At 34.6% G+C, this 25,802-nt stretch carries 24 protein-coding genes; 10 read left to right on the top strand and 14 right to left on the bottom strand.

The window, feature by feature from the left end; genetic code table 11:
- Nucleotides 1-34: 34 nt before the first annotated feature.
- The 5 genes from LB076_RS09310 (at nucleotide 35) to LB076_RS09290 (ending at nucleotide 7,180) form a co-directional block, all read left to right on the top strand.
- Nucleotides 35-1,585, top strand: coding sequence for an alternate F1F0 ATPase, F1 subunit alpha (locus LB076_RS09310; protein ID WP_066331025.1), 1,551 nt, complete (start codon nucleotides 35-37; stop codon nucleotides 1,583-1,585).
- Complete coding sequence (locus tag LB076_RS09305) at nucleotides 1,585-2,472, top strand: F0F1 ATP synthase subunit gamma (RefSeq protein WP_066331027.1); 888 nt, start codon at nucleotides 1,585-1,587, stop codon at nucleotides 2,470-2,472. Before LB076_RS09310 ends, LB076_RS09305 begins: the two co-directional genes overlap by 1 nt.
- Nucleotides 2,473-2,511: 39 nt before the next feature.
- Nucleotides 2,512-3,147: a nitroreductase family protein gene (locus tag LB076_RS09300; protein WP_066331033.1), complete on the top strand. Its 636-nt coding sequence runs from the start codon at nucleotides 2,512-2,514 to the stop codon at nucleotides 3,145-3,147.
- Between the two features lie 371 nt (nucleotides 3,148-3,518).
- Entirely contained in the window at nucleotides 3,519-6,494 is a 2,976-nt protein-coding gene (locus LB076_RS09295; RefSeq protein WP_066331035.1) for an HsdM family class I SAM-dependent methyltransferase, read from the top strand.
- A complete protein-coding gene (locus tag LB076_RS09290) occupies nucleotides 6,494-7,180 on the top strand; it encodes a hypothetical protein (protein ID WP_066331037.1) in 687 nt (228 codons plus the stop codon). Before LB076_RS09295 ends, LB076_RS09290 begins: the two co-directional genes overlap by 1 nt.
- A gap of 211 nt (nucleotides 7,181-7,391) precedes the next feature.
- On the opposite strand, the gene LB076_RS09285 is transcribed toward LB076_RS09290, so the two are convergent.
- From LB076_RS09285 to LB076_RS09225, 13 genes are all read right to left on the bottom strand, one after another.
- Complete coding sequence (locus tag LB076_RS09285) at nucleotides 7,392-9,896, bottom strand: cation-translocating P-type ATPase (protein WP_066331039.1); 2,505 nt, start codon at nucleotides 9,894-9,896, stop codon at nucleotides 7,392-7,394.
- A gap of 146 nt (nucleotides 9,897-10,042) precedes the next feature.
- Nucleotides 10,043-10,354, bottom strand: coding sequence for a hypothetical protein (locus LB076_RS09280; protein WP_066331042.1), 312 nt, complete (start codon nucleotides 10,352-10,354; stop codon nucleotides 10,043-10,045).
- A gap of 73 nt (nucleotides 10,355-10,427) precedes the next feature.
- Entirely contained in the window at nucleotides 10,428-10,805 is a 378-nt protein-coding gene (locus LB076_RS09275; protein WP_066331044.1) for a hypothetical protein, read from the bottom strand.
- A gap of 164 nt (nucleotides 10,806-10,969) precedes the next feature.
- Nucleotides 10,970-11,176, bottom strand: coding sequence for a YgaP family membrane protein (locus tag LB076_RS09270; protein WP_066331046.1), 207 nt, complete (start codon nucleotides 11,174-11,176; stop codon nucleotides 10,970-10,972).
- A gap of 23 nt (nucleotides 11,177-11,199) precedes the next feature.
- Nucleotides 11,200-11,418, bottom strand: coding sequence for an SHOCT domain-containing protein (locus LB076_RS09265; RefSeq protein ID WP_335583355.1), 219 nt, complete (start codon nucleotides 11,416-11,418; stop codon nucleotides 11,200-11,202).
- A gap of 49 nt (nucleotides 11,419-11,467) precedes the next feature.
- Nucleotides 11,468-11,929: a BON domain-containing protein gene (locus LB076_RS09260; protein WP_066331050.1), complete on the bottom strand. Its 462-nt coding sequence runs from the start codon at nucleotides 11,927-11,929 to the stop codon at nucleotides 11,468-11,470.
- A 248-nt stretch (nucleotides 11,930-12,177) separates the two neighbouring features.
- Nucleotides 12,178-13,116 carry an MlaD family protein gene (locus LB076_RS09255; RefSeq protein ID WP_066331054.1) on the bottom strand — a complete coding sequence of 313 codons (939 nt, stop codon included), beginning with the start codon at nucleotides 13,114-13,116 and terminating at the stop codon, nucleotides 12,178-12,180.
- A 51-nt stretch (nucleotides 13,117-13,167) separates the two neighbouring features.
- On the bottom strand, nucleotides 13,168-13,908 hold the full coding sequence (locus LB076_RS09250) for an ABC transporter ATP-binding protein (RefSeq protein ID WP_066331057.1): 741 nt from the start codon (nucleotides 13,906-13,908) through the stop codon (nucleotides 13,168-13,170).
- 4 nt (nucleotides 13,909-13,912) lie between these two features.
- A complete protein-coding gene (locus LB076_RS09245) occupies nucleotides 13,913-14,671 on the bottom strand; it encodes an MlaE family ABC transporter permease (RefSeq protein ID WP_066331059.1) in 759 nt (252 codons plus the stop codon).
- 102 nt (nucleotides 14,672-14,773) lie between these two features.
- Nucleotides 14,774-15,049 carry a hypothetical protein gene (locus LB076_RS09240; protein ID WP_232505645.1) on the bottom strand — a complete coding sequence of 92 codons (276 nt, stop codon included), beginning with the start codon at nucleotides 15,047-15,049 and terminating at the stop codon, nucleotides 14,774-14,776.
- 162 nt (nucleotides 15,050-15,211) lie between these two features.
- Entirely contained in the window at nucleotides 15,212-17,578 is a 2,367-nt protein-coding gene (locus LB076_RS09235) for a glycosyltransferase (RefSeq protein WP_066331063.1), read from the bottom strand.
- Complete coding sequence (locus tag LB076_RS09230; RefSeq protein WP_066331066.1) at nucleotides 17,575-18,615, bottom strand: glycoside hydrolase family 130 protein; 1,041 nt, start codon at nucleotides 18,613-18,615, stop codon at nucleotides 17,575-17,577. Before LB076_RS09230 ends, LB076_RS09235 begins: the two co-directional genes overlap by 4 nt.
- A gap of 383 nt (nucleotides 18,616-18,998) precedes the next feature.
- A complete protein-coding gene (locus LB076_RS09225) occupies nucleotides 18,999-19,457 on the bottom strand; it encodes a BON domain-containing protein (RefSeq protein WP_066331069.1) in 459 nt (152 codons plus the stop codon).
- Nucleotides 19,458-19,656: 199 nt separating this feature from the next.
- On the opposite strand from LB076_RS09225, the gene LB076_RS09220 reads away from it, so the two are divergent.
- Both LB076_RS09220 and LB076_RS09215 read left to right on the top strand, forming a co-directional pair.
- Nucleotides 19,657-20,844 (top strand): PAS domain-containing sensor histidine kinase, encoded by a 1,188-nt coding sequence (locus LB076_RS09220; RefSeq protein ID WP_066331071.1) that lies wholly within the window; start codon nucleotides 19,657-19,659, stop codon nucleotides 20,842-20,844.
- On the top strand, nucleotides 20,841-21,890 hold the full coding sequence (locus LB076_RS09215) for a response regulator (RefSeq protein WP_066331075.1): 1,050 nt from the start codon (nucleotides 20,841-20,843) through the stop codon (nucleotides 21,888-21,890). The genes LB076_RS09220 and LB076_RS09215 overlap by 4 nt, the downstream gene beginning before the upstream one ends.
- Before the next feature lie 257 nt (nucleotides 21,891-22,147).
- On the opposite strand, the gene LB076_RS09210 is transcribed toward LB076_RS09215, so the two are convergent.
- Entirely contained in the window at nucleotides 22,148-22,453 is a 306-nt protein-coding gene (locus tag LB076_RS09210; RefSeq protein WP_066331076.1) for a rhodanese-like domain-containing protein, read from the bottom strand.
- Nucleotides 22,454-22,728: 275 nt separating this feature from the next.
- Between LB076_RS09210 and LB076_RS09205 the strand changes: the two genes are divergently transcribed.
- The 3 genes from LB076_RS09205 to LB076_RS09195 all read left to right on the top strand — a co-directional run bounded on the left by LB076_RS09205 (nucleotide 22,729) and on the right by LB076_RS09195 (nucleotide 25,719).
- Nucleotides 22,729-23,355, top strand: coding sequence for a Crp/Fnr family transcriptional regulator (locus LB076_RS09205; protein WP_066331770.1), 627 nt, complete (start codon nucleotides 22,729-22,731; stop codon nucleotides 23,353-23,355).
- 70 nt (nucleotides 23,356-23,425) lie between these two features.
- Entirely contained in the window at nucleotides 23,426-24,211 is a 786-nt protein-coding gene (locus LB076_RS09200) for a sulfite exporter TauE/SafE family protein (protein WP_066331079.1), read from the top strand.
- An 89-nt stretch (nucleotides 24,212-24,300) separates the two neighbouring features.
- Entirely contained in the window at nucleotides 24,301-25,719 is a 1,419-nt protein-coding gene (locus LB076_RS09195) for an MBL fold metallo-hydrolase (RefSeq protein WP_066331082.1), read from the top strand.
- The last annotated feature ends 83 nt before the right edge of the window (nucleotides 25,720-25,802 follow it).

Here is a 25,802-nt window from a genome sequence, read left to right as displayed (position 1 = left end):
ACCAGAAACCTTAAACTTTTAAACTTCCTCCACGATGCCTCTCAATCAATTTACTAAAACGATCCATACTACATTCGAGCTATTAAACGAAGGCAGAGAACAACACAGCTTGTCATTTACCCCTCGCGAAATAGGAACAGTAATCAGGGTATCGGCAGGTATTGTCAAAGTTTCTGGGCTTCCGGGTGTTGGTTTCGAAGAGCTCTTGCAATTTCCAAATGGTATATTCGGAATAGCGTATAATATTGACGAAGATGAAATTGGCGTGATTCTTTTGGGTGAAGATTCCCTAATAAATGTGGGTGATGAAGTAGAACGTACTGGCCGAGTCACGGATATTCCGGTAGACAATACCTTAATTGGGAGAGTGATTAATCCGTTAGGAGAGCCCGTAGATGGCAAAAAGGCTATTGGTTTTACAAAACGCCTGCCTATCGAACGTCCGGCTCATGCGATTATGGAACGGGCTACAGTTTCGGTCCCTTTACAAACCGGACTTAAAGTGATTGATGCTTTGATTCCCATTGGTCGTGGGCAACGCGAATTGATCTTAGGCGACCGCCAAACAGGCAAAACAGCCATCGCCATTGACACTATTATAAACCAAAAAGGTAAAAATGTGCTTTGCGTGTATTGTGCCATCGGGCAACGCGCATCATCCATTGCCAAAGTAATTGCCAATCTGGAAGAAAAAGGAGCCATGGAATATACCATTGTCGTGGCAACCGAAGGAAACAATGCCCCTGGACTAAAATACATTGCGCCTTATGCCGCCACCAGCATCGCCGAATATTTTATGGAACAAGGTCGTGATGTACTCATTGTGTATGACGATCTTACGCATCATGCACGTGCCTATCGTGAACTTTCTCTTTTGCTAAGAAGACCTCCTGGGCGTGAAGCTTTTCCGGGTGATATTTTTTATATCCATTCGAGATTATTAGAAAGATCCACGCATTTAAATAATGCACTCAACGGCGGCTCACTGACGGCTTTGCCGATTATTGAGACCGAAGCTCAAAATATTTCGGCCTACATTCCCACCAACCTGATTTCGATTACTGATGGTCAAATTTATCTTTCGCCTACCTTGTTTGAACTAGGGATTCTACCCGCTGTTGATGTGGGTAAATCGGTTTCGCGTGTGGGAAGCAAAGCGCAACTAGCAGCCTATCGTTCCATAACAGCAAATCTAAAATTGGCCTACGCACAGTTTGAAGAATTAGAAACTTTTTCGCGCTTTGGTACACGCATGGATGAAGACACCAAGAAAATCATCGAGCACGGAAAACGAATCCGAATTTGTTTCAAACAACAAGAATTACAACCGCTATCGGTACCCGAACAAATGGTCGTTTTGTTGGCCTTGACAGCCGAACTTTTTGATACCGTACCCATTGCCAAAATGCAAGAAGCCGAAACGATCTTGCGAAAAATAGGTACAGAACTAAATTTTGATTTAGTAAAACGTTTATTTTCAGATAACGAATTAAGTAATGCAGACCACGAAGCAATTTTAAAACTAGCAAAAGAGGCCATTGCCCCTTTTCAAGAAAAAACACAGACGGACCAAAACAGAAACTAATGGATACACAGGAAAGTTTACGCAGAAAATTGAGTGGTGCCGAAGATCTTAAATCGGTGGTACGAACCATGAAAGCAGTAGCAGCTTCCAATATCGGGCAATACGAAACGGCAGTGCGTTCCCTTGGTGATTATTATCAAACGGTTTCGTTGGGCATCGTTGCGTATTTGGGAAAAGAAAAAAGCAATCCCATAATCGAAAATAACGCCCCCATCGCCAACAAAGACAAGGTTGTTTGTGCTCTAGTTTTTGGTTCAGACCAAGGGTTGGTGGGGCGGTTTAACGATTCTCTTGCCGAATTTGTATCCCAATCCCTTCAAGAAATCGAAGGCCGAAAAGAAATATGGGCCGTAGGCGAACGAGTGCAATTGTTGCTTTCGGATATGGGGTATGATACCGCAAAAACCTTTTCGGTTCCTGGATCTGTGAATGCCATAACCCCATTGGTAGAAAAAATTTTAGTGCAAAGTGAAGCGATTTTCAATAAAAACAAAACCAATGAGATTTACATCTTTCACAACCAACCCTTATCGGGCGCGGCCTACAAGCCTGCGATGCAACGCTTATTGCCTTTGGATGAAAAATGGCGACAATCCTATACAGCCATAAAATGGCCTACAAAACGAATTCCGCAACTTATCGGCGGGAATGAGTCTACCCTATTGGCGCTCATTCATGCCTATCTTTTCACCTCTTTATTCAAAGGCTGTGCCGAATCTTTGGCTAGCGAAAATGCCAGTCGTTTGGCTGCGATGCAACGTGCCGAAAAAAATATAGGCGAATTGCTAGAAGAACTCAGTCTACAATTCCACAGTTTGCGCCAAAGCACCATTGACGAAGAACTCTTTGATGTCGTTTCGGGTTTTGAAGTAATGAAAGAAGATTAATATTAGACGAATTTTAAATACTAACAAATACGAAAAACTATGAATTTACTAGAAAATTTAAATTGGAGACATGCCGTAAAAGCCTATAAAGCCAACAAAAAAGTATCCCAAGAAAACATCGATAAAATTGTAGAAGCCGCACGTTTGGCCCCGAGTTCGTCTGGTTTGCAACCGTTTCAATTGGTAGTGATCGAGAACCAAGAAATCAAAGAAAAATTAGCGTTAACCGCCTTGAATCCGGATTGCATGCGCAATTGTTCCCATGTAATTATATTTGCCGCTTGGGATCGCTACACTGCTGAACGAATTGATAAGGTCTACGATCACACCACAGAAGTAAGAGGCTTACCCAAAGGAAGGTTCGAAAGTTACACAGACCAACTCAAAGCCAGCTATCTCAAACAACCTGCCGAAGAAAATTTTGCGCACACGGCCAGACAATCCTATATTGCCCTAGGTTTGGCGTTGGCGCAAGCAGCCGAACTTAGAATAGACAGCACCCCCGTAGAAGGTTTTGACAATGCCGTTACGGACGAAATATTAGGCTTACAAAGTCATGGTTTAAAGAGTGTTTCACTCATGTATGTAGGCTATGCCGACACAGCCAACGACTGGATTGCACCCATGAAAAAAGTGAGAACTCCAAAAAAAGAATTTCTAATTGAATTTAAATAATACAGCAACTCGATTCCCAAAATCAACCAGTTCCATTTCCTAATCCCTTTTTTTTCCTAAAAAGTAGTACAAAAATGTAGACCCGAAAAAATAGTAACGAAAACATCAGTCGAGAGATTGGTGTTTTTTTTTAGGAGCAGAATGATTGTTTTTCATAAGAACTTTTTGTCCCGCTATTCGCTACAATCTCTAGTGCTGAACCCCAGCACTAGAGGATTTTCACTACTATCGGGGCTAGTTAGAACTTTTTGTTTTCTAAATACGATTGTAAAATGGGTTTATAAAACTACACGAAGCAAAAAATATTCATATCCAAATATCCAAATATTAATTAAATTATTGCATTTTTGTATTTAAAGAAAAATCATTAAATGGATATACAATCAAATGAATATATTAGTGGATTATCTCAGCTAGAGATGCTCAATGCTGATGGAAAATATTTTGGATTAATCCATACATCTGATTTTGAAAATTCAAGTATAAACTATTATCAACGCTTGTCTCTTGAAAAAGCAAAAAAGATTGGAGCTGATGCTGTTTATTTTAGGAATTTTCCGAATCAAAATAGACCCTCAAAGCCACAACTTTATATCTTTGATTTTACCACAAAAGAACAAGATGTTGTAGAAATACATAAAAATGTTTGGAGTAGTACAGAAGTTCGTTTGTACCTTGTAATTACTAAAACTGAAATAAAATTTTATAATTCATCTAAACCTGTAGAGCACACTAAAAGTGGAAATTTACAAGTCTCTCCTTTTGAAACGCTAAAAATTGCAGGTGATGCTGTAAAAAAATATAAAGAATATTCAGCTAAGAAATTTGACAATGGTTCTTTTTGGGAACAAACCAAATATGATTTTGGTTATAGTGAAACCGCTTATGAAAAACTTATTTCTGAACTCAAAAAAACAAGAAATTTATTTCTGGATAAAATAAAATTAGATAAAACAATTGCGAGTAAACTTTTAGTTTTAGGGATTTTAGTTAAATACTTAGAAGAGAGAGTTGATATTGATGAAAACAGAAATGAAACAAGAGTTTTTGCTGCTGATTTTTTCAATCAAGAAAAATTTGGATACGCAACTGATTTTACAGAAACAATTCGTAAAGGTAATCAATATACGCTAAACCTATTTGAATACCTTAGCAATCATTTTAATGGTAAAATATTTTATTTATCAGATATTTCTAAAGAGCAGATAAAAGGCAAAGACTTATCTCCTTTAGCTGATTTTTTATCAGGAGTATTAGATGAAAATCAATTTGTTTTTTGGAGATTATATTCCTTTAATTATCTACCTATTGAGTTAATCAGTAGTATTTATGAAATGTTTTTAGAGGCTGATAATAGTACAGGAGTTGCTTATACACCTTCTTACTTGGTAAGCTTTATGATTGATGAGTGTATGCCTATCAATCAACCAAAAGAGAATTTTAAAATATTAGACCCAGCTTGTGGCTCTGGAATATTTTTAGTTTCAGCCTATAAGAGAATTATCGACTGGTGGAGAGTATCATATCATGAAAAAACAGGAGAATGGATTCAGCCAGGAAAAGACAACTTAAATGAACTGAAAAAACTTTTAAAGGAAAGTATTTATGGAATTGACATTGCTGATGAAGCAGTTGATTTAGCTATTTTTAGTTTGAGTTTAACCTTGTGTGATATTTTATCACCAAAGGTTATTTGGGAAAACCTTCGATTTGATAATTTAAGCGATAACGTAGTGGCCTCCGATTTTTTTGATTGGTATCCTCAAAATACAGACAAAAAATTTGATTTAGTTATAGGAAACCCTCCATTTGTAGAGTATGGACTAAAAGTACCTAAAATTAATAGTTTAATAACAGGGTTAGGTTTGGTAGAACAAGTGCCAAATAATCAAAGCGCCTTATTATTTACTATTCTTGGAATGAACCTTTTAAAAAAAGAGAAAGGATTACTATCTTTTATTTTACCCTCTGGACCTTTATTGTATAATAACTCTCAAAAGCCTATAAACTTTAGAAAGTGGTTGTTTGCTGAATATAACATTCCTCAAATAATTGATTTTACTTATTTGAGTAATACCCTTTTTAAAAATAAAGGAAACGAAAAAAATGTAGCAGTTTCGGCCTTTTTTCTAGAGAACAAAGTACCAGATAGCGATCCTGTTTATCACATTACAGTAAAAAAATTAAAAACTGCCAAAGAACGTCAGTACTTTGAAATTGACCACTATGATTTTCATAAAGTAGCTAAATCAGATGCTTTAGAAAATCCTTTTGTTTGGAAATCTAATTTACTTGGAGGCGGAAGATTAGTCCCTTTTATCAATAGACTAACTAATTTTCAAAGTTTAAAAGATTTTTTAGACAAGAGAAAGGAAAAAGGATGGATTTATGGTGATGGAGTTATTGAAGGAAAAAAAACAGACAATCAAATTACGCAAAAAGATTTAGAAGAAAAGAAATATAAATCTGCAGAATTCTTGACTAATAAAAGAATATTTAATCCATCAGATTTTGATGAGAATGGAATTCACGAAACATATATTTGTGAAAGGCAATATTTTCAAAGAAGCAGAAATACTAAAAAAGAAATATTTTTAAAAAATCATTTATTAATTAAAAAGAACATTGGAAAGAATTCTATTCCTTGTATTTTGCTTGATTATGATATGATTTTTAAAAATGAGGTTATTGGAATACACGCTTCTATCGATCAAACAGAACAATTAACTAATGTATATAATAGAATTAAAGAAAATTCGCTTTATAGATTTTATATTCTTACTACAAGTGCTAGAAGCGGAGTAAGCCGTTCAACCAAAACCACATTACAGAAAGATATTTTAGGTATCCCATTTCCAGAAGATGAGAGAGAAATTGAATTGACGAAATTTGATGAAATTTTGATAAGCGATACATTAAATTATAGTTTAGAGTTTTTAGGAAAAGATACCAATGTAAAAGTTTTAGAATCGACTTCTGAAAAGGAATTAATAAGTTTTGGAGAAATATTTTGTGAAGTTTTAAATTTATTATTTGAAACTGAATCAAAAAGATACGTTCAAAAAAGTATTTATCAAACGGAATCCTTTATTTGTAATATTTTTGAATATGGAAATGAAATTACTTTTTCTAAAACACTTAAAACGGAAGATGAAATTGAAAAGCATATCGCTCAATTGGTTTATAATAAGATAGGAACTAGTTACAGGATAAATAGAGTGGTAAAAATTTATGATGGAAATTTAATTTATTTGATTAAACCTAAAGAATTGAGATACTGGCTTCAGTCTATAGCTTTAAGAGACGCTGATGAAACTATTGTTGATCTTTATAATGCTGGATACTAATGCTAAAAGACAACTATAATTCAATAGCTAATGTTCCAAATCCTTCAATAAAGAAAGGTTCAATTAAAGAAAAGCTACTTATTTTTCTGGAAGAAACTTTATATACGTTTCAGAAACATTTTAAAGGTAAAGTAAATGAATCTGAAGAATATTTAAATGAACAACTTGGTAAAACATTAACTTATTTTTCCAAAAATCAAGCTTTTATTTTCCAAGCGGAAACCAAACAAAAGCAAGAAAAAGGAATAGATCGACGAGTTGATATTGGTGTGTTTAAGCATTTTTCTGACCCTACTCCTTTTTTTACTATTGAAGCTAAACGATTAACAACTTCAATGCCTAGTAATAGAGAAAAAGAATATGTTTTGGGTAGTGATCCAACTAAATTTTCTGGAGGAATTGAACGATTTAAGCACAATGTTCATGGAGTAAATTTAGATTATAGTGCAATAATTGGTTATGTTCAGAATGTAGATGGAAAATACTGGCATTCGACTATTAACAATTGGATTCAAGAATTGATTGATGGAAAAATAGAATCTCCCTTGAACTGGTTTTCAAAGGATTTACTTTTCAATACTTGTAACTTTAAAGATTTGAGACTAGTAAAATCTATTTCTAAAAATCAAAAATTAGATCAAACGACAATAAAACTTAATCACTATTTTATTAATTTATGTAAATAAACATAGAACTCACTAGTTACGTTTTATTTTTACCTTTTCTAGTGTCGATTAAAGTTTTACTTAATAACCAAAGTGTTTTCGCTAACAAATTGCACTATCTATTTTAGTTACGGTATCTGTTAATGTGCTCTCGCTATAACATATATTAAATTTTCTCAACAGTCCACTCAAAACAAGCGGACTGCGCATTCCCGTTAAAACTAATTAGCTTCTAAGCCCTTTTAAAATTTCGCTTCCAAATTTTAACCAGTTCATACCAAAGTACCGAAACAATTCCTGCTCCGATAGCGAGGCCTACTTGCTGCAAATTTAGTTTTGTGAATAAGCAAAAATCAAGTAATGGTTGCACGGTTAGCAATAGTGCAGTAATGAAAATGGTAATACCTGTAATGAGGAACACTAAATTATTTTTGTACTGCAAAGTAGTAAAAATGGAATAATAGAACGAACGATTGATCAAGGTTAGAAAAATATTGGCAGTCACTAAAACCAAGAAAACCATAGTTCGTGTTACTTGTTCATTAAAACCTTGATACACCGAAAACTGATAAATAAATAATGTCCCTATTGTGATCACTATTCCTTGAATAATACTGGTGGAGAGTTCTTTCCAACTGAAGAAGGTATTTGTAAAAGGTCTTGGTTTTAATGACATTGCATTCTTCTCTATCGGTTCATTTTCGTACACGATAGAACAAGTAGGCCCCATAATTAGTTCTAAAAATATAATATGTATCGGTGAAAAAATGTTAGGATAAATCCAGCCTAAAGCCAATGGTATAAATACGGTAAAGATGATCGGAATATGAATAGAAATGATGAATTGTATGGCCTTTTTTAGGTTGGCATAAATTTTTCGACCAGCAGCAACCGCAGCAACCATCTTGGCCAAATCATCATTTATTAAAATTAATGAGGCAGCTTGTTTGGCAATTTCTGTTCCTTTTTTGCCCATGGCTATGCCTATGTGTGCTGCTTTGAGTGCTGGACCATCATTGACGCCATCGCCAGTCATGGCCACAATTTCTTGATTCGCTTTTAAGGCATTGATGATTTTAAGTTTTGCTTCGGGATACATTCGGGTGAATAAATGGATTTCTCCCACTTGTTTCTGAAGTTCCTCGTCGGACAACTGCAGTAATGCATCTCCAGAGATACATTTTTCATAACCAATAAATCTGATTTGTTTGGCTATTGAAGCAGTGGTTTCAGCGTTGTCTCCTGTGATTATTTTTACTTTTATTCCTGCTTTGTAAAACTCTTGTAAAACCGATTTAATATTCTTTTTCGGTGGATCATAAAAGGCCAATAGTCCTATAAATTCAAATAAAAATTCTTGTTGCTTTTCAGGAAAATTATCTCCTTTAAATAATGCCTTTCCAACAGCCAAAATACGGTAACCTTCTGTTGATAATGATTGTATTGCTGCTTCAATTGCTGCTTTTTCTTTTGCAGAAATGTTTGAAATTGCCAGTATAGCTTCAGAACCTCCTTTGGCGGCAATAATACGTTCTCCAGCTTTATTTTCAAAAATGTGGGTCATCATAGGCGGTTTGCCTGACAATGGATATTCATGCACCATTTTAAATTGAGAACGTTGATCTTTTTCAATTTCAGTTGCATATACGTCATGCAATGCTATTTCCATAGGATCAAACGGAACAGGCTCACTCGCCCACATGGAGATTGAAATTAATTGCTTTTCATCGGCTGACAAATCATTTCCGATATGGGTTGTTTTTTGAGATTTTAGCGTAAATATTTTGGCCAAACTCATTTTATTTTCGGTAATTGTTCCTGTTTTATCCACACAAATTACGGTTGCGCTTCCTAAGGTTTCGACCGTTTTCATTTGCTTGACAATGATTCCATTTTCCATCATACGCCAAGCACCAAGTGCCATAAAGGTGGCAAAGGCAATCGGAATTTCTTCGGGCAAAACACTCATAGCGAGCGTTAATGCTTTTAGCAAACTATCAAACAATAGACGGGAATTAAAATAGTTTATTGCCCAAACAATAAAAAAGACCAAAGCTCCCGCAATAGTCATCTTTTTAACAAAATTGTTAATCTGTAATTCTAATGGAGTTTTTTCTTCTTTAATTTCTTGAAGACTAGCACCAATTTTACCCAAACTAGTTGCACAACCAATAGCCGAAATGGTTGCAATGGCTAATCCGCTAGCAACCATAGTTCCTTGAAAAATAGTGTTTTCTTTTTTAGATTTGTCTTTGGTAACAGCCATTGATTCTCCGGTGAGAATGGATTCGTTTACCGAAAAATCATTCGAATGTACAATGATTCCGTCCGCTGCAATTGCATCGCCTTCTTCTACCAATAAACTGTCGCCTAGTACTAATTTTTCTGTTTTAATTTTGATTACAACTCCATTTCGAATGACTTTGCATTTGGGCTTTGTAAAATCTTTTAATTTATCTAATGCATTGCGACTTCTCGCTTTTTGATATGATGAAATTACTGCTATCAAAATAATTGCTGAAGCTAAAAAAATTCCGTCAGAGGTTTTTCCACTAACAAAATAAATGGTTGAAGCAACAAATAATAAAATTGTCATGGGTTCTGTGACAATTATAAATAAACCTTTTAAAAATTGATTGGTCTTTTTGTAAAAAACTTTATTCTGTCCGTATTTTTCCCTGGCTTCAATTACTTGGGCATCTGTTAGACCTTTAATTTTAAATTTATTGAGGGACATAAAGTTTTATTTTTTCATAGACTAGGCTGATGTATTGCTAAAATATTACTTTTAATTTTCTAGAATACAGTTGAATATTTGTAAAATACCTTCAATAAAAAGTTGCTATTTTTCTAAAAAAACAACGGCTACTGTTTTATTGCATACTATTTTTTGATGCTGTTTACAGTCGTTATAAAATTAGCTGTTTCAAGGTTTGCGCTAGGTCCATAGCCATCAATTAGCGTTCCTTTTTCTCCTGTATTACATTCAATAGCATACATGATGGAACTGTCATCAGGACTGGATTCGCCTTCAAAACGGTAATAATGTGCTATTTTCACTTCGGTTGATAGAAAATGTTGATCTGTTTTTAAGGAAACTAAATTTTTTCCATTGACCTCGAATTGCGATTGAAAGCCTAGTTTTTCAACCGCAGCCAAAACAGTAACTAAACTATCCATATTTGTTTTTTCCATAATGGTTATTTTTAAACATTAAAATATGGAACAGAGAAATCTCTATTCCATATTTTAAAACAGTCTTATTTCATTATTTTTTAAAATATTCTCGAACAAATGCATTTTGTTGGTTGTCCGTCATTTTATCTGCTGCTTCAACATCAATTTGTATCTCTTTAAAATGTAAATCCTTATTTAAATAATTCTGCAATTCTGTTTTTGCATTGGTTGGACCAAATAAAAGCACGTGATTGTAATTCAAAATTTTTTCTGATATTTCCTTATAGAAGGCTTCGGTCATTTGTTCTTCTTTGTTGTGCATCGTAAATTCACTTCTAGCAAGTACTTCTTCTTTTGTGTTTGTTGTGAATTTTGAATCAATAGAATTACTGTTTTTCTCTGAATTCAAATCTATTAAATTAGCAGTTGCATGATCCATCCAAATGCCTAAGTTTTTTTGTGTTGCCATTTTTTTTTTGTTTAATTGTAATAAAAAGAGCTGCTCTTAATGTAGTTAATCCTATAAAATTGTAACCTAGAGTAATAATGTATTGGTTTTGGAATTTAAAAATGTGATTACCATTCCAATCTTGCTACTAAAATTTTTTAATTAATAGTAGAACTTTAATTTCCCTATTTTATTTTTTTATTAGAATAGAATCCAAATGGATAATACAATGGACAAAAGCTCACAAAACTTGTAAGAATAAAAACCCCAGCAAGCATTAAAAGAGCTATCCCGACTGTTCCTGTAATTACATTTGCTAAATACAATCCTATAAAAACTATCGCAAAAAGGCCTCGTATTGCTTTATCAACTGATCCCATATTTTTTTTCATTCGATGGATTTTAGAATTTTAAATTATTTAAATTCAAGTGTTTTTTTTATTTCCTGATATTCTTCAATACTAATTTGCCCAGAAGCATATCGCTTTTTTAGGATATCAAGTGGGGTATCTTTTTTTGCCTTTTGTCCTGGAATATTATATGGGATCGCAAAAATCCAAAATAGTAATACCATCCAAACAAACCACCATACTAGGTGCATCCCTACAAAACTGTAATTGTTATAATTCATCATAATTTAGTTATTTAAGTGTGAGCGTAAAAGCCAAGCTATTTGGATTATGCTAAAAAATGGTATCTTCTGCTGAGCTAACAACAGTGATATTGTTAGTAATCCCTGTAATTCCTATGAGGTTTTTGACTGCCTCTGTAGCAACCTCTTTCTGATATTCCCATTCCAGTTCACCACTCAAAAATACCCAGCTACTCTTTACGATCACTTTAATTTTTTTTGTAGGAATATCCCAATTCAAACGGAATTTTTTTTCGATAGCAGTACTGATTTCAGCATCTGTTCTTTTGTCCATGGTTCTACAAACCACAATAATATCTTCAAATACTTCTTTGACACCAGTTACATTTTTAGCAGCTTTCTCGACTTCTACTTTTTTTGCATACGTATCTACTGAGCCTGTTAGTTTTACGACTCCATATTTTACCATTACCCCTATTTCGGCAGCGTGCAAAAGTGGTTCCCAATTGATAGCATTTAAAACATTTTTCATTAGTTCTTCATTGCTTTTCATTTTTTGCTTTTAGATTCTGAACAAAGATGCGCCTTAAAGGCTGTTATTGAAATGATGAAACGTGGGTAAAAAAATGATGCTCATTACTTTAATCTATTTAAAACAAAAACAATAAATCAATTAAATCTAATTTTCATTTTTAGTCTCAATATTGTTTTTAAATGAATTAAATTATTAACTCCTTTGCATCAATACCATGGCCTTATGTGTTTTTTTAAAATTTTTGTTCAATGCTTTTATTATTTATTTTATCGATCTTCTCTTTTTTGTTTAGCTTTTTCTTGTCTTCTAAAATAGCCTCTTAAAAGAAAGTTATGCTTTGCTGCCTCCTCAATCTCATTTAATTTTTCTGTAGCTGTTTGCGTGTTTATTAGTATTGAGTCTAAAGCATTGGCCATTTTTTCATCCGAAAGCAATTTGGACACAATCCCTTTATCATTCTTAAGCTTTGCCGTAAAAACAGTTATATCGGCAGCACTTTTTTCAAATCCCGACAAGGTTTTTTTGATGCTATTGGCATAAGCCGGGTCAGTCATCAGTTTAGATAGCGTGCCGTTTTTATCGTTTAGCTTCGTCGTAAAAACTACAAATTCATCAGTTCCTATTTCGAGATTTTGTAAGGTTCGGTCTATACTTTTAGCAAATACTTCATCGGTTACTAATTTTGATAAAGCGCCTTTTCCGTTGTTAATTTTATAACTAAATTCTGATAGCTCTTTGGTAATAATCTCGGCATTATCGATACTTTTTTTGAGTCCGCTCATTAAGTCCTCCATGTCAACAGATTTTCTAGAGGCAATTAATGCGTAATCTTCTACCTTTACTTGTGACATGCTTCCGGCAGCAATCATCAGTACTTTGTCGCCCATCAGCCCGTCAGAACCAATGGTCGCAAAAGCATCTGTTTTTATATACTGTTGTACTTCTGAACGAATAATCATATTGACAATTACAATAGAATCAGACACGAATTCAATTTCTTTTATCGTGCCAATGTTGATGCCTGAAAGTTGTACGTTATTACCAATTTCAAGACCGCTTACATTCTTGAATTTTGCCTGCAAGTGAAAGGTTTTTCCAAAAAGATTCTGGCTTTTGCCAATAAAATATACCGTTACCAGAAATACTGTAAGCGATAGCAGGACGAACATTCCTAATTTCCATGTTTTAATTGTTGTTTTTTCCATTACGTTTATTTTTAAAAACAGTACTATCTAAGCAATAGTTGTGTTTACAACTTATTCATATTCAAAAAAAGAACGTACCCAATCATCTGAACTATTTTTGAGTTCTTCAAAACTTCCTTCTACGTGTATCAGTCCATCTTTTAGAATCCTAATTCTGTTGGCTGTCATTTTTGCACAAATAATGTCATGTGTTATAACTATTGAAGTGGTTTTGTATTTTTCTTGAATCGATAGTATTAACTCACTAATTTCTTTGCCAGTGATGGTATCCAATCCTGCCGTTGGTTCATCATACAGAATAATTTCTGGTTTAATGATTAAGGTTCTTGCCAGAGCAATACGTTTTACCATACCGCCTGATAATTCCGAAGGCATTTTATCTATAGCGTCTTCTAAACCAACATTTTCTAATGCTTCGTAAATCTGTTTTTCAACCTCTTCTTTTGATAAATCCTTCGTATGATGTTTTAAAGTAAAAGCCAAATTATCTCGTACCGACATCGAATCGTACAAGGCTCCATTTTGAAATAAAAAACCAATTCTCAAGCGAATTTTATTGAGCTCTTTGTAGTTTAATTCTGTAACATCGGTACCAAATACCTCTATCTTTCCTTTATCGACCTTCAGCAATCCTACCAAACATTTAATGGTTACGGATTTACCAGAGCCAGAACGACCTAGAATGACCAAATTATCGCCTTTATTTACCGTTAGATTAATACCTCTCAATACTTTATTTTTCCCGAAGGATTTAGAAAGATTTTCGATATTTATGAGCACTTGTTCTTGCATGGTTTCAGAAAAATAAATCGGTTATTTGAACTGCTACCATATCCAAAATAAAAATTGAAAGTGAAGCAGTTACTACCGCAGAATTAGCGGCTTGACCCACACTTGCGGTTCCGCCTGAAGCATTAAATCCTTTGTAACAACCTATAACACCTATAAAAAAACCAAAAAAAAACGTTTTTATGGTTGCTGGTAAAAGATCCAGAAAATCAAGATGCTCGATAACTTCTGAGAAATAACGCAATAAGCCAATCTTACCATGCACATTATATCCAATATAACCCCCATAAATCCCAACTAAATCAGCAATAATTACTAATAATGGAACCATTAAAGTTGTGGCTAAAATTCGGGTAACCACAAGATATTTATATGGGTTTATAGCCGATACTTCCATTGCATCCAACTGTGAGGTTACTTTCATAGAACCTAGTTCAGCACCAATGCCCGACGCAATTTTTCCAGCACAAATTAATGCTGTAATTACAGGTGCAATTTCTCTGATCAGTGAAAGCGACACCATGCTAGGCAACCACGATTCTGCACCAAAATTTGTCATTGTTGGTCTGGACTGTATAGTAAGCACTAACCCCATAATAAATCCAGTAATACCAACAAGGGGTAGTGATTTGTGTCCAATGGTATAACATTGCCTAATAAATTCATTGAATTGAAAAGGAGCAACAAGTAGTTCTCTAAAAAATCTTCCCACAAATAAGGAGAATTTTCCAGCCTGATTAAATTGCTCTTTTATAAAAGCTATCATGATTATTTTTTTTAATAACTAGAAAATATTATTTGGTTAGAAACCGATTGATTTGAAGTTTTCAGGTACATATTCTTTAGACCATTCAATCCAAGATTTATGTTAGCCATGGTCTTCGTCCAGATTGTTGTGAGCATCGCCCCCTAAACTATAACCATTATTTTCTTCGTCTTCACTTCCAATTTGTTCCATGGCATCATCGAGTTCGGCACCTGGAATATCTAAATCGGAACCCGAAACATCTTCTTCAAAATCCTTTTCATTCCACTTATTGTTTCTAGGTTTAATGCGGAACTTCTTTTTCGAAATATCCTCAGGATTGATATCTTGCTCTTCTGTAAGTTTATTAAAAATATCGTCGCTAGGTGGATAGTTCATTCGATCTAAATTATCACTTTCTGATTCTGATACTTTCGAAATATATTTTTTTGGTTTCATACTGTTGTTGTTTTTGATAAATGATTAGGTTATTAGTAACGCTTTTTAGGTAATTTCTGGACTTGTGTTCCTTTAAATTTTTCTATTAGTAGCAACACAACTTCAATTGGTTAGTGCTAAATTGCTGTTTTTAGTTGGCAACCTATTGCTTGGTATTTCTCTTGTGTATTTTTCGATAGTTAACCTTGCCATCAGATAACTGACTGTTGACTCGGCTCCTTGATTAAGATTGACATAGTTTTCTTCCAATCCATCGTAACAACCACCTGTACAAGGATTGTAAATAATTTGGCGCAAATGATTGTTGCCCAAAAACCAACTAAATGCGGTTTCCATATTGTATTGGTAGTGAGCAGTTCTAAAGGTATCAAAGAATTTAGCCAATGCAAGTATGGTATACGCCACATCAATGGGTTGTTCGCCACCAATTACTTTTTTATTTACTACGATGTCATTGTGTAACCATCCTTTATTAGAAATAACATTAATACTGTTTTGAGAAACTATTTTGGATAATAAAAAATCAAATGAAGTCTTTGCAATTTCCTTATATTTCATTTCGCCAGTAGCCAAATAAGCACAAAGCATCGCTTCGGGAAGAATGCTGTTACCATAAGTCATATAGCTCTCAAACCATAGCCAAGTTGGTTTAGATTCATGCCTATACATCTGTACTAACCTGTTAGCCAAAGTCTTAATTATTTTCTTGTTTTCAAAAACCATTGCTCTTTTATTACTATAATAAATTCCTTTTATGGTAAAAGCCATTGCTCTTGTTGAATGCATTGCGGTGGCATTTGCTATTGCATCCTGCATGGTTTTCTTTGCTTTTAGGATTAATACTTCGGGTAATAATTGGTACATCGAAATCAAAAAACCTAAAGCCCATATCGCCCTACCGTTCGAATCTTCTAGGTTTTCGCTATTTTGTGACGTGAATTTTTTATCGGTATTTACATAATTCAAAAAAGTACCGTCTTTTTGTTGGCAAAAATGTATGAATTCATAATATCGATGGATATAAACTAAATCTTCAGGATCATTGGTCAACTCAAAATGTTGGCACATTGCTACTAAGGCTCGCGCATTATCATCTAGCGTATACCCACTTTTTAAATCGGGTTTGTTGATTATCGAGAATTGTATCATGGCAAATGAAGTAGTCAATTCTTTCAAATGGTTCAAGTTAATACTGGGCTTGATATACTGTAGTTTTATTTTTTTGTTAAGAAATCTTTGAAATAATGTTGCATGTGCTAGAGCTGAGTTTTCCCAAGCCGTTGGAGCCATTTTATGAATCCCATTATTTGAAATTTCTTTACACAAAACTGGATTATCCAATAACACTATTACTTGCTTAGCTAACTGCTTTGAGTTTCCAAAGTCGATCGTAATTCCCCCTTTGTTCTTTACTAATTCAGTTGCATGCGGTATGGGTGTTGAGATTACTGGGCAGCCACAGCTTATAGCATACGAAAACGTACCACTTACGGCTTGATTAGGATCTTTTGAAGTAAAAAGATAAATATCCGTAAGTTGTAAATATTCCAATAATTCTTTAAGCGGTAAAAAAGCATTGATAAACTTTACGTGCTGTTGTAAGCCAAGGGTTTCTATTTTCTGTTTTAAACTATCTCGATATTTTTCCCCTTCTTCTAAAACGACTGATGGATGCGTTTTACCAATAATCAAAAACAAAACAGCTGGGTTTTTCTCAATAATGGCCGGCATGGCGTCTAATGTTGTTTCGATTGATTTTCCTGAACTCAATAAACCAAAAGTGGAAATTACCTGCCTGCCTAACAAATTGTGTTTTTCTTTTAGGACTTCCTTATTGGTGTACTTCACTAAATGTGTGCCGTGAGGAATCAGACTAATTTTAGCCATTGCAATGCCATAATCCTGATGTAGTAATCTGGCTGAATTATTAGTCATTACTACAAAAGAATCAACATTGGCATTAATTAATGCTATATTTTTTTTTAAGAGTGTATCAGGGTTTGGCAAAACCGTATGAAAAACAATGATGCTACTTTTTTTTATATTCTTTAAAAATTGAATAAAATCAGTTTCATTGGTTCTGAATAGGCCAAATTCATGCTGAATCAGAACTAACTCTAGAGACGCATTGTTATTAATTTGTTCTGCGAGTTCACGATACGAATTTTCATTTTCTGTTTCTAAAATTGATACCACTTCCTTACCATAACTATACTTGTTGTTTTTGGTTTCTAAAGCTGCTATTTTTATATCAAATGTGTTTTCAAATTTGTTGTTTAATGCAAAAATTAGATCTTGTGAATAGGTAGCAATACCACATTCTCGTGGTGGATAGGAAGTAATAATTAAGACTTCAGACTTATTATTATTATTATTTTGTTTTTGTATTGGAGTATTTATTTCGCTAAAAATGGTTTCGTTTAGCGCTACATATCCATCATGCTGCTTTGACCTTACGTTGTTTATCATCTTGTTTTTTTATAAAGCATTAATTCATTTATCAATCCTGAAAAGGAAACAGAAGCGCAGGCAATTCTTTCATCAGCTGCGCCGTAATAGATGTATAAGGTATCTTTGAAAACAACGGCTCCCGTAGGAAAGCAAACGTTATTTACTTCGCCTTTTAATTCCCAATTAATTTCTGGTTTAAAGAGTGGATAAGGAAGTCGAGCAATCTCTTTTTGTGGATTCTCTAGATCAAGCAATGCGGCACATGCTGAATAAACATAACCATCAAGCCCGTCTTTAACACCATGGTATATCAATAGCCAACCCTGTTCTGTTTCGATTGGAGGGCAACCGCCACCAACGTAACTGATTTCGTGATCAAATTTAGAAGTAAGAACTACATAGTCATTAAAATGCTTTAAATAATCTTGATAAAAAACTTCCGTCAAATCTTTCAACTCTTTTACTCCTACAACAATCTGAACTTCAGGTCTAATGCGGTGCAAAAAGTAAAAATTACCTTTAATTTTTCTAGGAAAAAAAATAACGTTTTTGTCCCAAACCAAGTATTTACTATTGTCTTTTTCTAAACTATTGGTGTGCTCATTGTAGCGAAAATATTTAGCATTGATGGCACTTTCTTCCTCTGCCAATTGATCAAATTCTGCAAAGGTAATTTGCGGTACTATAATTCCTTTTTTTTCAAAATGTATCAGGTCTTTCGAAATAGCCAGACATCCTAAGGCATTGATGCCATCAAAACCGGTATAGGTTAAATAATAGAGGTCTTCTATTTTTACAATTCTTGGATCTTCCATACCGTGACTCTCATAGTCAAATTCTGGAACTAAAAGTGGTTTTCTATTTCTCTTCTTTAAGCTCAAAGGACCATCAAATTTGCAATAACCAATAGTAGAATGATTTCCTTCAGCCACAGCACGATAAAATAAATGGACAAAATTCCCCTCGCTTATAACTGCAGGATTTAGAACGCCTTCATTTTCAAACGGAAGTATGGTTTTACTTAATAGCACTCCTTCTTTTTTGACTTGTATCATGGTTTATTGCTTCTTAATTGGTTTTTAGCCCGTTCTTGAAAATAGAATTTTAGTAATTATTTGAGAACCATTATTACTCCTCCTTCGTTTCTAGGTTGCATTTTCTGCTTTTATCTTTTTTATAATAGCAATCTGAACTTTTTTTGTAATTCTCCTTTTGTTTTCATATCTGTAGTGCTTTAATTGTTTTTATTAATAGCTTACTTTAGGACATTTTTGATAAATTATTTTAACAAAGTTGAGGTTCTTTATTTCTAATTGAAATGATACTACTTCCATTCAAAAGTGACGTCAAACACTTTTAAAAAAATACAGTCTCGACAGAGCATTTAAAAAGATGCAAAAAGGCATGAGTCATTCATTGTGAAAGAATATTTTTTTATTTAATCTTCTTCTATCAGCAATTCATTATCAATATGAACAACACCTGGAGTTTTCCATGCAATACACTCCGCAATTCCCTTTTGATAATAAGAATCAACAATTCCTTTCAAAATTATATTGGAACCTAACACCGTTATTCTGATGTTTTTTGAATCCAAAGCTAAATGGTTTTCTAAGGCTAGTTTGAGTGCTGTTGGGTTTATTATAGTATCCTTTTGAGATTGTATTCTAATGTTATTACTAACTCCCAAAACACCTATAAGACTAGCAACCTCCTTTGTAGCAACTTCTTTTTGATAATTCCATGCTACTTCACCTGAGAGCGTTACCCAACCTTTTATAACGTTCACTTTAATGGTATCGTTTAAGGTATTCCAATTCCATCTGAAAATAAAAAGTATTTCAGTTGTGATTTCCATATCCCTTTTCTCTTCTTGATTGTTTACATCTATTTCCATTTGTATGCATTGTTGAAAAAATTATACAAAACAGAATCTTTCTTCTTCTTTTGTTCCGATGCAAATTTGGCACCAAAACCCGCTTAATGAAATGCGCAGCAACAGTATTATATATGACTTATATCACTATAGATAGTATTAACCATCTAATTAGTATTACATTTACAAATAGCCAATACTATTTGACTATGAAATAGTTATGGAAAACGCTGCTCTATTACATGCTTTAGTGCATAATGCCATCGACGGCATTATCACTATTGACGATTTTGGAACGATCGAAAGTATCAACCCATCGGCATGTAAACTCTTTGATTATACAGAAGTAGAAGTTATAGGCAACAACATTTCGATGTTGATGCTATCAGACGATCAAGAATCCCACAACCAACACCTTGAGGATTATAAAACCACCGGTCAGGCTCATATTATAGGTATTGGAAGAGAACTCACAGGTCGAAAAAAAGCGGGAAACCAGTTTCCTTTTAAACTTGGAGTAAGCGAAGTTAACTATGCAGGTAGACGAATTTATGCTGGGTTTATACATGACCTGACACAACAAAAAGCAAATGAGGAACAGTTGAAAAAATATGCTTCTCACTTGGAAGAACTAGTTGAACAACGAACGAAGATCCTCAATAAAACAATTAAAGACCTTGAAAAAGCTAAAGCTAAAGTAAGTGTAACTTTAGAAAAAGAAAAACATCTGAGCACACTAAAAAACCGATTTTTATCCATGGCATCACATGAGTTTCGGACGCCCTTGAGCACCGCACACCTATCTGCATCACTTATAGAAAAATATGCCGAACCAATAGCTAACGCCAATATCATTAGGCATGCCGGGAAAATAATAAATGCGGTAAACAACTTGACCACAGTACTCAACGACTTTTTATACATTGAACAATTAGAAGTAGGAATAGTACCCGTAAAACTATCTTGTTTTGATTTGGTAAAATTAGCCGAAGAAATTACCGAAGAAATGCAATTATTGGCAAATGGAGAACAGCACATACAATTTACCCATTATGGCGAACAAAGACTAATTAATTTAGATAAAAATTTAATAAAAAATTGCGTTATAAACCTAATTACTAATGCTATAAAATACTCCAAGGATCATTCTACCATCGTATTTACAACAGAAATTACAGATCATCATTGTACCATAAGTGTACAGGATGAAGGAATTGGCATTCCAGAAGAAGACAAAAAATATTTGTTTCAACCTTTTTTTAGAGCACAAAATACAGGTAATATTCCAGGTACTGGATTGGGTTTAAATATTGTTGCTCGATACATAACGCTCATGGAAGGTACAATCTCCTATAGCAGTACGCTAAATATAGGTACATTATTTACACTAAAATTTTCATTAAAATGAACAAAGTACTCGTAATTGAAGACCACAATGAGATAAGAGAAAATATCGTTGAAATTCTGGAATTGGCAGATTATGAGGTTTCTGTGGCCAAAAATGGCAAACAAGGAGTCGAAATGGCAACAATAATTTTACCAAACATCATTCTTTGTGATATCATGATGCCAGAACTGGATGGCTATGGTGTGTTGTATCTACTAAATAAAAACCCCGAAACCACTAATATTCCTTTTATTTTCATTACTGCAAAATCAGAACGAATGGATATGCGCAAAGGAATGGAAATGGGTGCTGATGATTATCTCACAAAACCATTTGGAAGATTAGAACTCTTAAACGCTATCGAAACTAGGCTCAAGAAAAAAGATGTAATGCAGCATTTTTATAGCCAGTCCTTAGATAAACTCGATAAGCTTGTGTCCAAAAATAATGGTTTGAACGAATTAAAAAAAATCATAGCCGAACGAAAAAGCAGATTCTACAAAAAAAGTCAGATATTATATTATGAAGGCGATAGTGCTGTGGGAGTGTACCTTGTCCTTTCGGGTAAAATAAAAACCATCAAAATGACCCAAGAAGGACGTGAATTAATGACTGGTATTTACCAATCAGATGATTTTCTAGGAACCAATATCATATTATCTAACAAGCCCTACGATGATACTGCAACTGCTCTAGAAGATAGTTGCTTATGTTATTTTCCTAAAGCACAATTTGATGAACTATTGCGGCTATATCCTGACGTTGCCGAAAAGTTTCTAAAAATTCTATCCAATGACATTCGCAATAAAGATGAATATCTTTTACAACTGGCTTATCAATCGGTACGAAAAAGAGTTGCCGAGGCTATTTTACGTTTGTTTTTACAAAACCACAATGAAGTTGACAGCATCAGTATCAGTAGAGATGATCTTGCGGCTTTGTCAGGAACAGCTTCCGAAACCGTTAGCCGTACTCTTACGGAATTTAAAAATGAAGGACTAATTGAAAAAAAAGGCAGTAAAATAAAGATTATAAATCTCGAACAAATGAGTAAGTTAAAAAATTAGCTATTTATTTATCTCATAAAAAAAAAGATGTTTTACCGATTCGTCAAGGGTATTTATGTACAAATCCTTATTATTTAGCCGTATAACTAACCCGATTCTTTTATAACATAGGTAGCATTATCAATGAACAAAACCATACAGAAAAGTTAAAACTGCAAAAAGGCATTCGATTGAAGCCATATTCACTTCACATTTAAAAAAACCGTAAGAGACAACAAGATCTTCTTACGGTTTTTAATTTCAATTGATTTTTGGGGCTATACTAGCTCTCCGTTCCAGGCCAAAACACCTCCAGTTAAATTATAAGCATTGGCTATTCCTAATTCGTTCATGATTTCGCAGGCTTTACCACTACGGGCTCCAGAACGACAATACACATAGTAGTTTTTGTTTTTATCTAATGCTCCTATGGCATCTATAAAAGCTTGCCCTTGGTGGATGTCTATATTAATAGCCTTTTCAATAATGCCTTCATTACACTCATCTTCAGTGCGTACATCTAAAATTACTGCATTGGTATCTGCCTCTAATTGCGTAGTCCAATCGGTTTGTGTTAAATTCATGTGGTTGTTTTTTGTAAAAATACAATGTTTTTTGGAAACTAAAAACTACCTATTTGTGAATTATTTAGATAATTATGTTTCTAAAGATTGGATAGACTTTAATTACTTCTATTTTATAGACCAAGGATGGATGAGATAAGGCTAAAGTCTATTTATTCTATAGGCAAAACAATCCTTTTTTAGATGTAGCAGTAGTGTATTTCTTTGCTGCTAGTCTGCAAAATTTAATGTACTTTTACGTTATTACTACTATTATAATTGCTAAAAAACACCCCATGCAAGAGACTATCCAAAAAACATTTCCTAATTTTTCTGCAGATTTAGTCCAAGACATCCATACCCATGCTGTGGTAAAAAGTTACCAGTCTGGAGATACAATCATGCGTACTGGACAGTACATTAACCATACTATATTGGTTACCAAAGGACAATTAAAAATTTATAGAGAAGGAGAAAATGGCGGAGAGTTTTTTATGTATTACCTACAACCGGGTCAAGCCTGTGCCGTTTCGATGATTTGTGCCTCCAAGAGCCAAACCAGCCAGGTGATGGCCAAAGCCGTAGACGATGTAGAGTTGATCCTGGTACCACTTGCTATTATGGAAAAATGGATGATGGAGCACCGCAGTTGGTATGAGTTTGTGATTTTTACCTACAGAAGCCGTTTTGAAGAAGTCTTGGAGGTAATTGATAGTATTGCCTTTAGAGCCATGGATGAGCGTTTGGAATTTTATTTAAAACGCCATAGCGAGGCTTGCGGCTGTTTGGACCTAAAACTCTCCCATCAAGAAATTGCTACAGAATTAAACACCTCTAGAGAGGTTATTTCTCGTTTGCTCAAAAAAATGGAACAACGCAATCTGGTACGGTTGTACAGAAACCATATTGCGCTACTACAATAAAAGCCTTTGTGTGATAAATGTTACTGTACCAAATACTGGATTTACCCATCTTTGTAACAAATAAGTATAAATGGAAATTTTAGGATATTTGGCTTCAATAATTATTGGTCTTTCTTTAGGGCTAATTGGTGGCGGTGGTTCGATACTAGCGGTGCCCATATTGGTGTATTTATTTAAAATACATCCAGAACAAGCCACAAGTTACTCCTTATTTATTGTTGGTATTACTGCCATGATAGGCTCCTATAGCCATTACCGCTTAGGCAATTTAAAGATTAAGTTTGCATTGGTCTTTGCCATACCTTCAATCTTTTCGGTATTACTAGTTCGAAAATTTGTACTGCATTTAATACCCGATATACTATTGGATTTGCCCTATTTGGTATTGACCAAAAACCTGTTGATTATGGTGGTTTTTGCCATTTTGATGATTGCAGCCTCTATATCCATGCTCCAAAAATCCAAAAAAGAAATAGCAAGTCCAGAAATCAACTTACAAATGGTGGGCTTTATCGGTTTTTTGGTAGGTTTAATCATTGGCTTTCTGGGCGCTGGTGGCGGATTTTTAATCATTCCTGCTTTGTTGTTTTTTGCAAATTTACCCATAAAACAAGCCGTTGGAACCTCCCTCTTTATCATCAGTATCAATTCTATTCTGGGTTTTGTAGGAGATATTATAACTGGCATTGTGCTAGATTACCAATTGCTTTTTACAATCTCTATTATGGCCATACTGGGTTTGTTGCTAGGAACCCAATTGTCCAAAAAAATAGACGGCGCCAAACTAAAACCCGCCTTTGGTTGGTTTGTATTGGTTATGGGAATATACATTATAACCAAAGAACTCTTTTTTTAAATAAATTCTAGCCCAATATGTAACATTAGTCACTATATAATACAAATACAACCAGTACCTTTGTGTAACCAATACCTAAAAACACTACCATGAAAATAGAACAAATATACACCGGATGTTTAGCCCAAGGAGCTTATTATATCACTTCCAACGGAGAGGCCGCAATAATAGACCCACTACGTGAAGTACAGCCCTATCTCGAGAGATTAGAGCGAGATAAGGTACAACTCAAATATATTTTTGAAACCCATTTTCATGCCGATTTTGTATCTGGACACATCGATTTAAGCAAAGCCACTGCCGCTCCAATTGTGTATGGTCCAACGGCCAAACCAGAGTTTGAAGCTATTATTGCCACCGATGGACAAGAGTTTGTTGTGGGTGGCATTACAATAAAAGCCTTGCACACCCCTGGACATACCATGGAGAGCACCACGTATTTGTTGCGAGACGAAAACGGAAAAGACCATGCCATTTTTTCGGGAGACACCTTATTTATTGGAGACGTCGGAAGACCTGATTTAGCCCAAAAAGCCGCACACCTAACCCAAGAACAATTAGCCGGTACACTATACCATTCTTTAAGAGACAAAATTATGACTCTGCCAGATGCCGTACTTGTTTACCCAGCTCATGGTGCCGGTAGCGCCTGCGGCAAAAACATGAGCAAAGAAACCGTAAGTACCATTGGCAACCAAAAACAAACCAACTATGCCCTAAGAGCAAACATGACCCAAGAAGAATTTATAGCCGAAGTAACCGAAGGTTTGCTACCACCTCCGGCCTATTTTGGCATGAACGTAGCCATGAACAAACAAGGCTATGCAAGCTTTGAAACCGTTTTGAACAACGGAATGCGCGCCATAACTGTAGACCAACTCGAGGCAGTTGCCCAAGAGACAAACGCCTTAATTTTGGATACGCGCCAAAATGGTAAATTTGCCCAGGGCTTTATACCGCAATCCATAAACATAGGCATAGACGGTGATTTTGCCCCTTGGGTAGGCGCCTTAGTTGCCGATGTAAAACAACCCATCCTGTTGGTAACCGAAATAGGCCAAGAAGAAGAATCCGTTACCCGTTTGAGCCGAGTAGGTTTTGATAATCTGCTAGGGCATCTAGAAGGAGGATATGCCGCTTGGGCAAAAGCAGGAAAAGAAACCGACAGCATCCATAGAATTACTGCAACAGAATTTTCCCAAGAAATAAAAATAGGCCAAAGCACCGTAATAGACATCCGAAAAGAAACCGAATATGCTGCCGAACACGTAGACCAAGCCTATAGCAAACCACTATCCAATATAAACCAATGGATTAAAGACATTGATCCCAAAGAACCCTTCTTTTTACATTGCGCAGGAGGGTATCGTAGCATGATCGCAGCCTCGATATTGCAAGCAAGAGGGTTTCGAAATTTTAAAGAAATTGAAGGTGGTTTTAACGCTATTGCAAAAACTACGGTTCCCAAAACTAATTTTGTATGCCAAAGTAAAGTTTTGAAATCTTGATAATTAACTGCCAACAGCCATTTAAAAAAAACACGTTGGATATCCAAAAAAAAATCCGTTGCCCTAAATTATAGATTATTGCA

Source organism: Flavobacterium crassostreae (assembly GCF_001831475.1).
GTDB lineage: Bacteria > Bacteroidota > Bacteroidia > Flavobacteriales > Flavobacteriaceae > Flavobacterium > Flavobacterium crassostreae.
This window is presented reverse-complemented; position numbering and strand designations above follow the sequence as displayed.

Coding starts and splice junctions, on each gene's coding strand:
- LB076_RS09270 (WP_066331046.1), bottom strand. CDS start 11,176: ATGAAAAAAAATATGGGATCAGTTGATAAAGCAATACGAGGCCTTTTT.
- LB076_RS09235 (WP_066331063.1), bottom strand. CDS start 17,578: ATGATAAACAACGTAAGGTCAAAGCAGCATGATGGATATGTAGCGCTA.
- LB076_RS09280 (WP_066331042.1), bottom strand. CDS start 10,354: ATGGAAAAAACAAATATGGATAGTTTAGTTACTGTTTTGGCTGCGGTT.
- LB076_RS09260 (WP_066331050.1), bottom strand. CDS start 11,929: ATGAAAAGCAATGAAGAACTAATGAAAAATGTTTTAAATGCTATCAAT.
- LB076_RS09295 (WP_066331035.1), top strand. CDS start 3,519: ATGGATATACAATCAAATGAATATATTAGTGGATTATCTCAGCTAGAG.
- LB076_RS09220 (WP_066331071.1), top strand. CDS start 19,657: ATGGAAAACGCTGCTCTATTACATGCTTTAGTGCATAATGCCATCGAC.
- LB076_RS09290 (WP_066331037.1), top strand. CDS start 6,494: ATGCTAAAAGACAACTATAATTCAATAGCTAATGTTCCAAATCCTTCA.
- LB076_RS09240 (WP_232505645.1), bottom strand. CDS start 15,049: ATGAACTATCCACCTAGCGACGATATTTTTAATAAACTTACAGAAGAG.
- LB076_RS09200 (WP_066331079.1), top strand. CDS start 23,426: ATGGAAATTTTAGGATATTTGGCTTCAATAATTATTGGTCTTTCTTTA.
- LB076_RS09265 (WP_335583355.1), bottom strand. CDS start 11,418: ATGATGAATTATAACAATTACAGTTTTGTAGGGATGCACCTAGTATGG.
- LB076_RS09245 (WP_066331059.1), bottom strand. CDS start 14,671: ATGATAGCTTTTATAAAAGAGCAATTTAATCAGGCTGGAAAATTCTCC.
- LB076_RS09250 (WP_066331057.1), bottom strand. CDS start 13,908: ATGCAAGAACAAGTGCTCATAAATATCGAAAATCTTTCTAAATCCTTC.
- LB076_RS09215 (WP_066331075.1), top strand. CDS start 20,841: ATGAACAAAGTACTCGTAATTGAAGACCACAATGAGATAAGAGAAAAT.
- LB076_RS09230 (WP_066331066.1), bottom strand. CDS start 18,615: ATGATACAAGTCAAAAAAGAAGGAGTGCTATTAAGTAAAACCATACTT.
- LB076_RS09255 (WP_066331054.1), bottom strand. CDS start 13,116: ATGGAAAAAACAACAATTAAAACATGGAAATTAGGAATGTTCGTCCTG.
- LB076_RS09195 (WP_066331082.1), top strand. CDS start 24,301: ATGAAAATAGAACAAATATACACCGGATGTTTAGCCCAAGGAGCTTAT.
- LB076_RS09310 (WP_066331025.1), top strand. CDS start 35: ATGCCTCTCAATCAATTTACTAAAACGATCCATACTACATTCGAGCTA.
- LB076_RS09305 (WP_066331027.1), top strand. CDS start 1,585: ATGGATACACAGGAAAGTTTACGCAGAAAATTGAGTGGTGCCGAAGAT.
- LB076_RS09285 (WP_066331039.1), bottom strand. CDS start 9,896: ATGTCCCTCAATAAATTTAAAATTAAAGGTCTAACAGATGCCCAAGTA.
- LB076_RS09225 (WP_066331069.1), bottom strand. CDS start 19,457: ATGGAAATAGATGTAAACAATCAAGAAGAGAAAAGGGATATGGAAATC.
- LB076_RS09205 (WP_066331770.1), top strand. CDS start 22,729: ATGCAAGAGACTATCCAAAAAACATTTCCTAATTTTTCTGCAGATTTA.
- LB076_RS09275 (WP_066331044.1), bottom strand. CDS start 10,805: ATGGCAACACAAAAAAACTTAGGCATTTGGATGGATCATGCAACTGCT.
- LB076_RS09210 (WP_066331076.1), bottom strand. CDS start 22,453: ATGAATTTAACACAAACCGATTGGACTACGCAATTAGAGGCAGATACC.
- LB076_RS09300 (WP_066331033.1), top strand. CDS start 2,512: ATGAATTTACTAGAAAATTTAAATTGGAGACATGCCGTAAAAGCCTAT.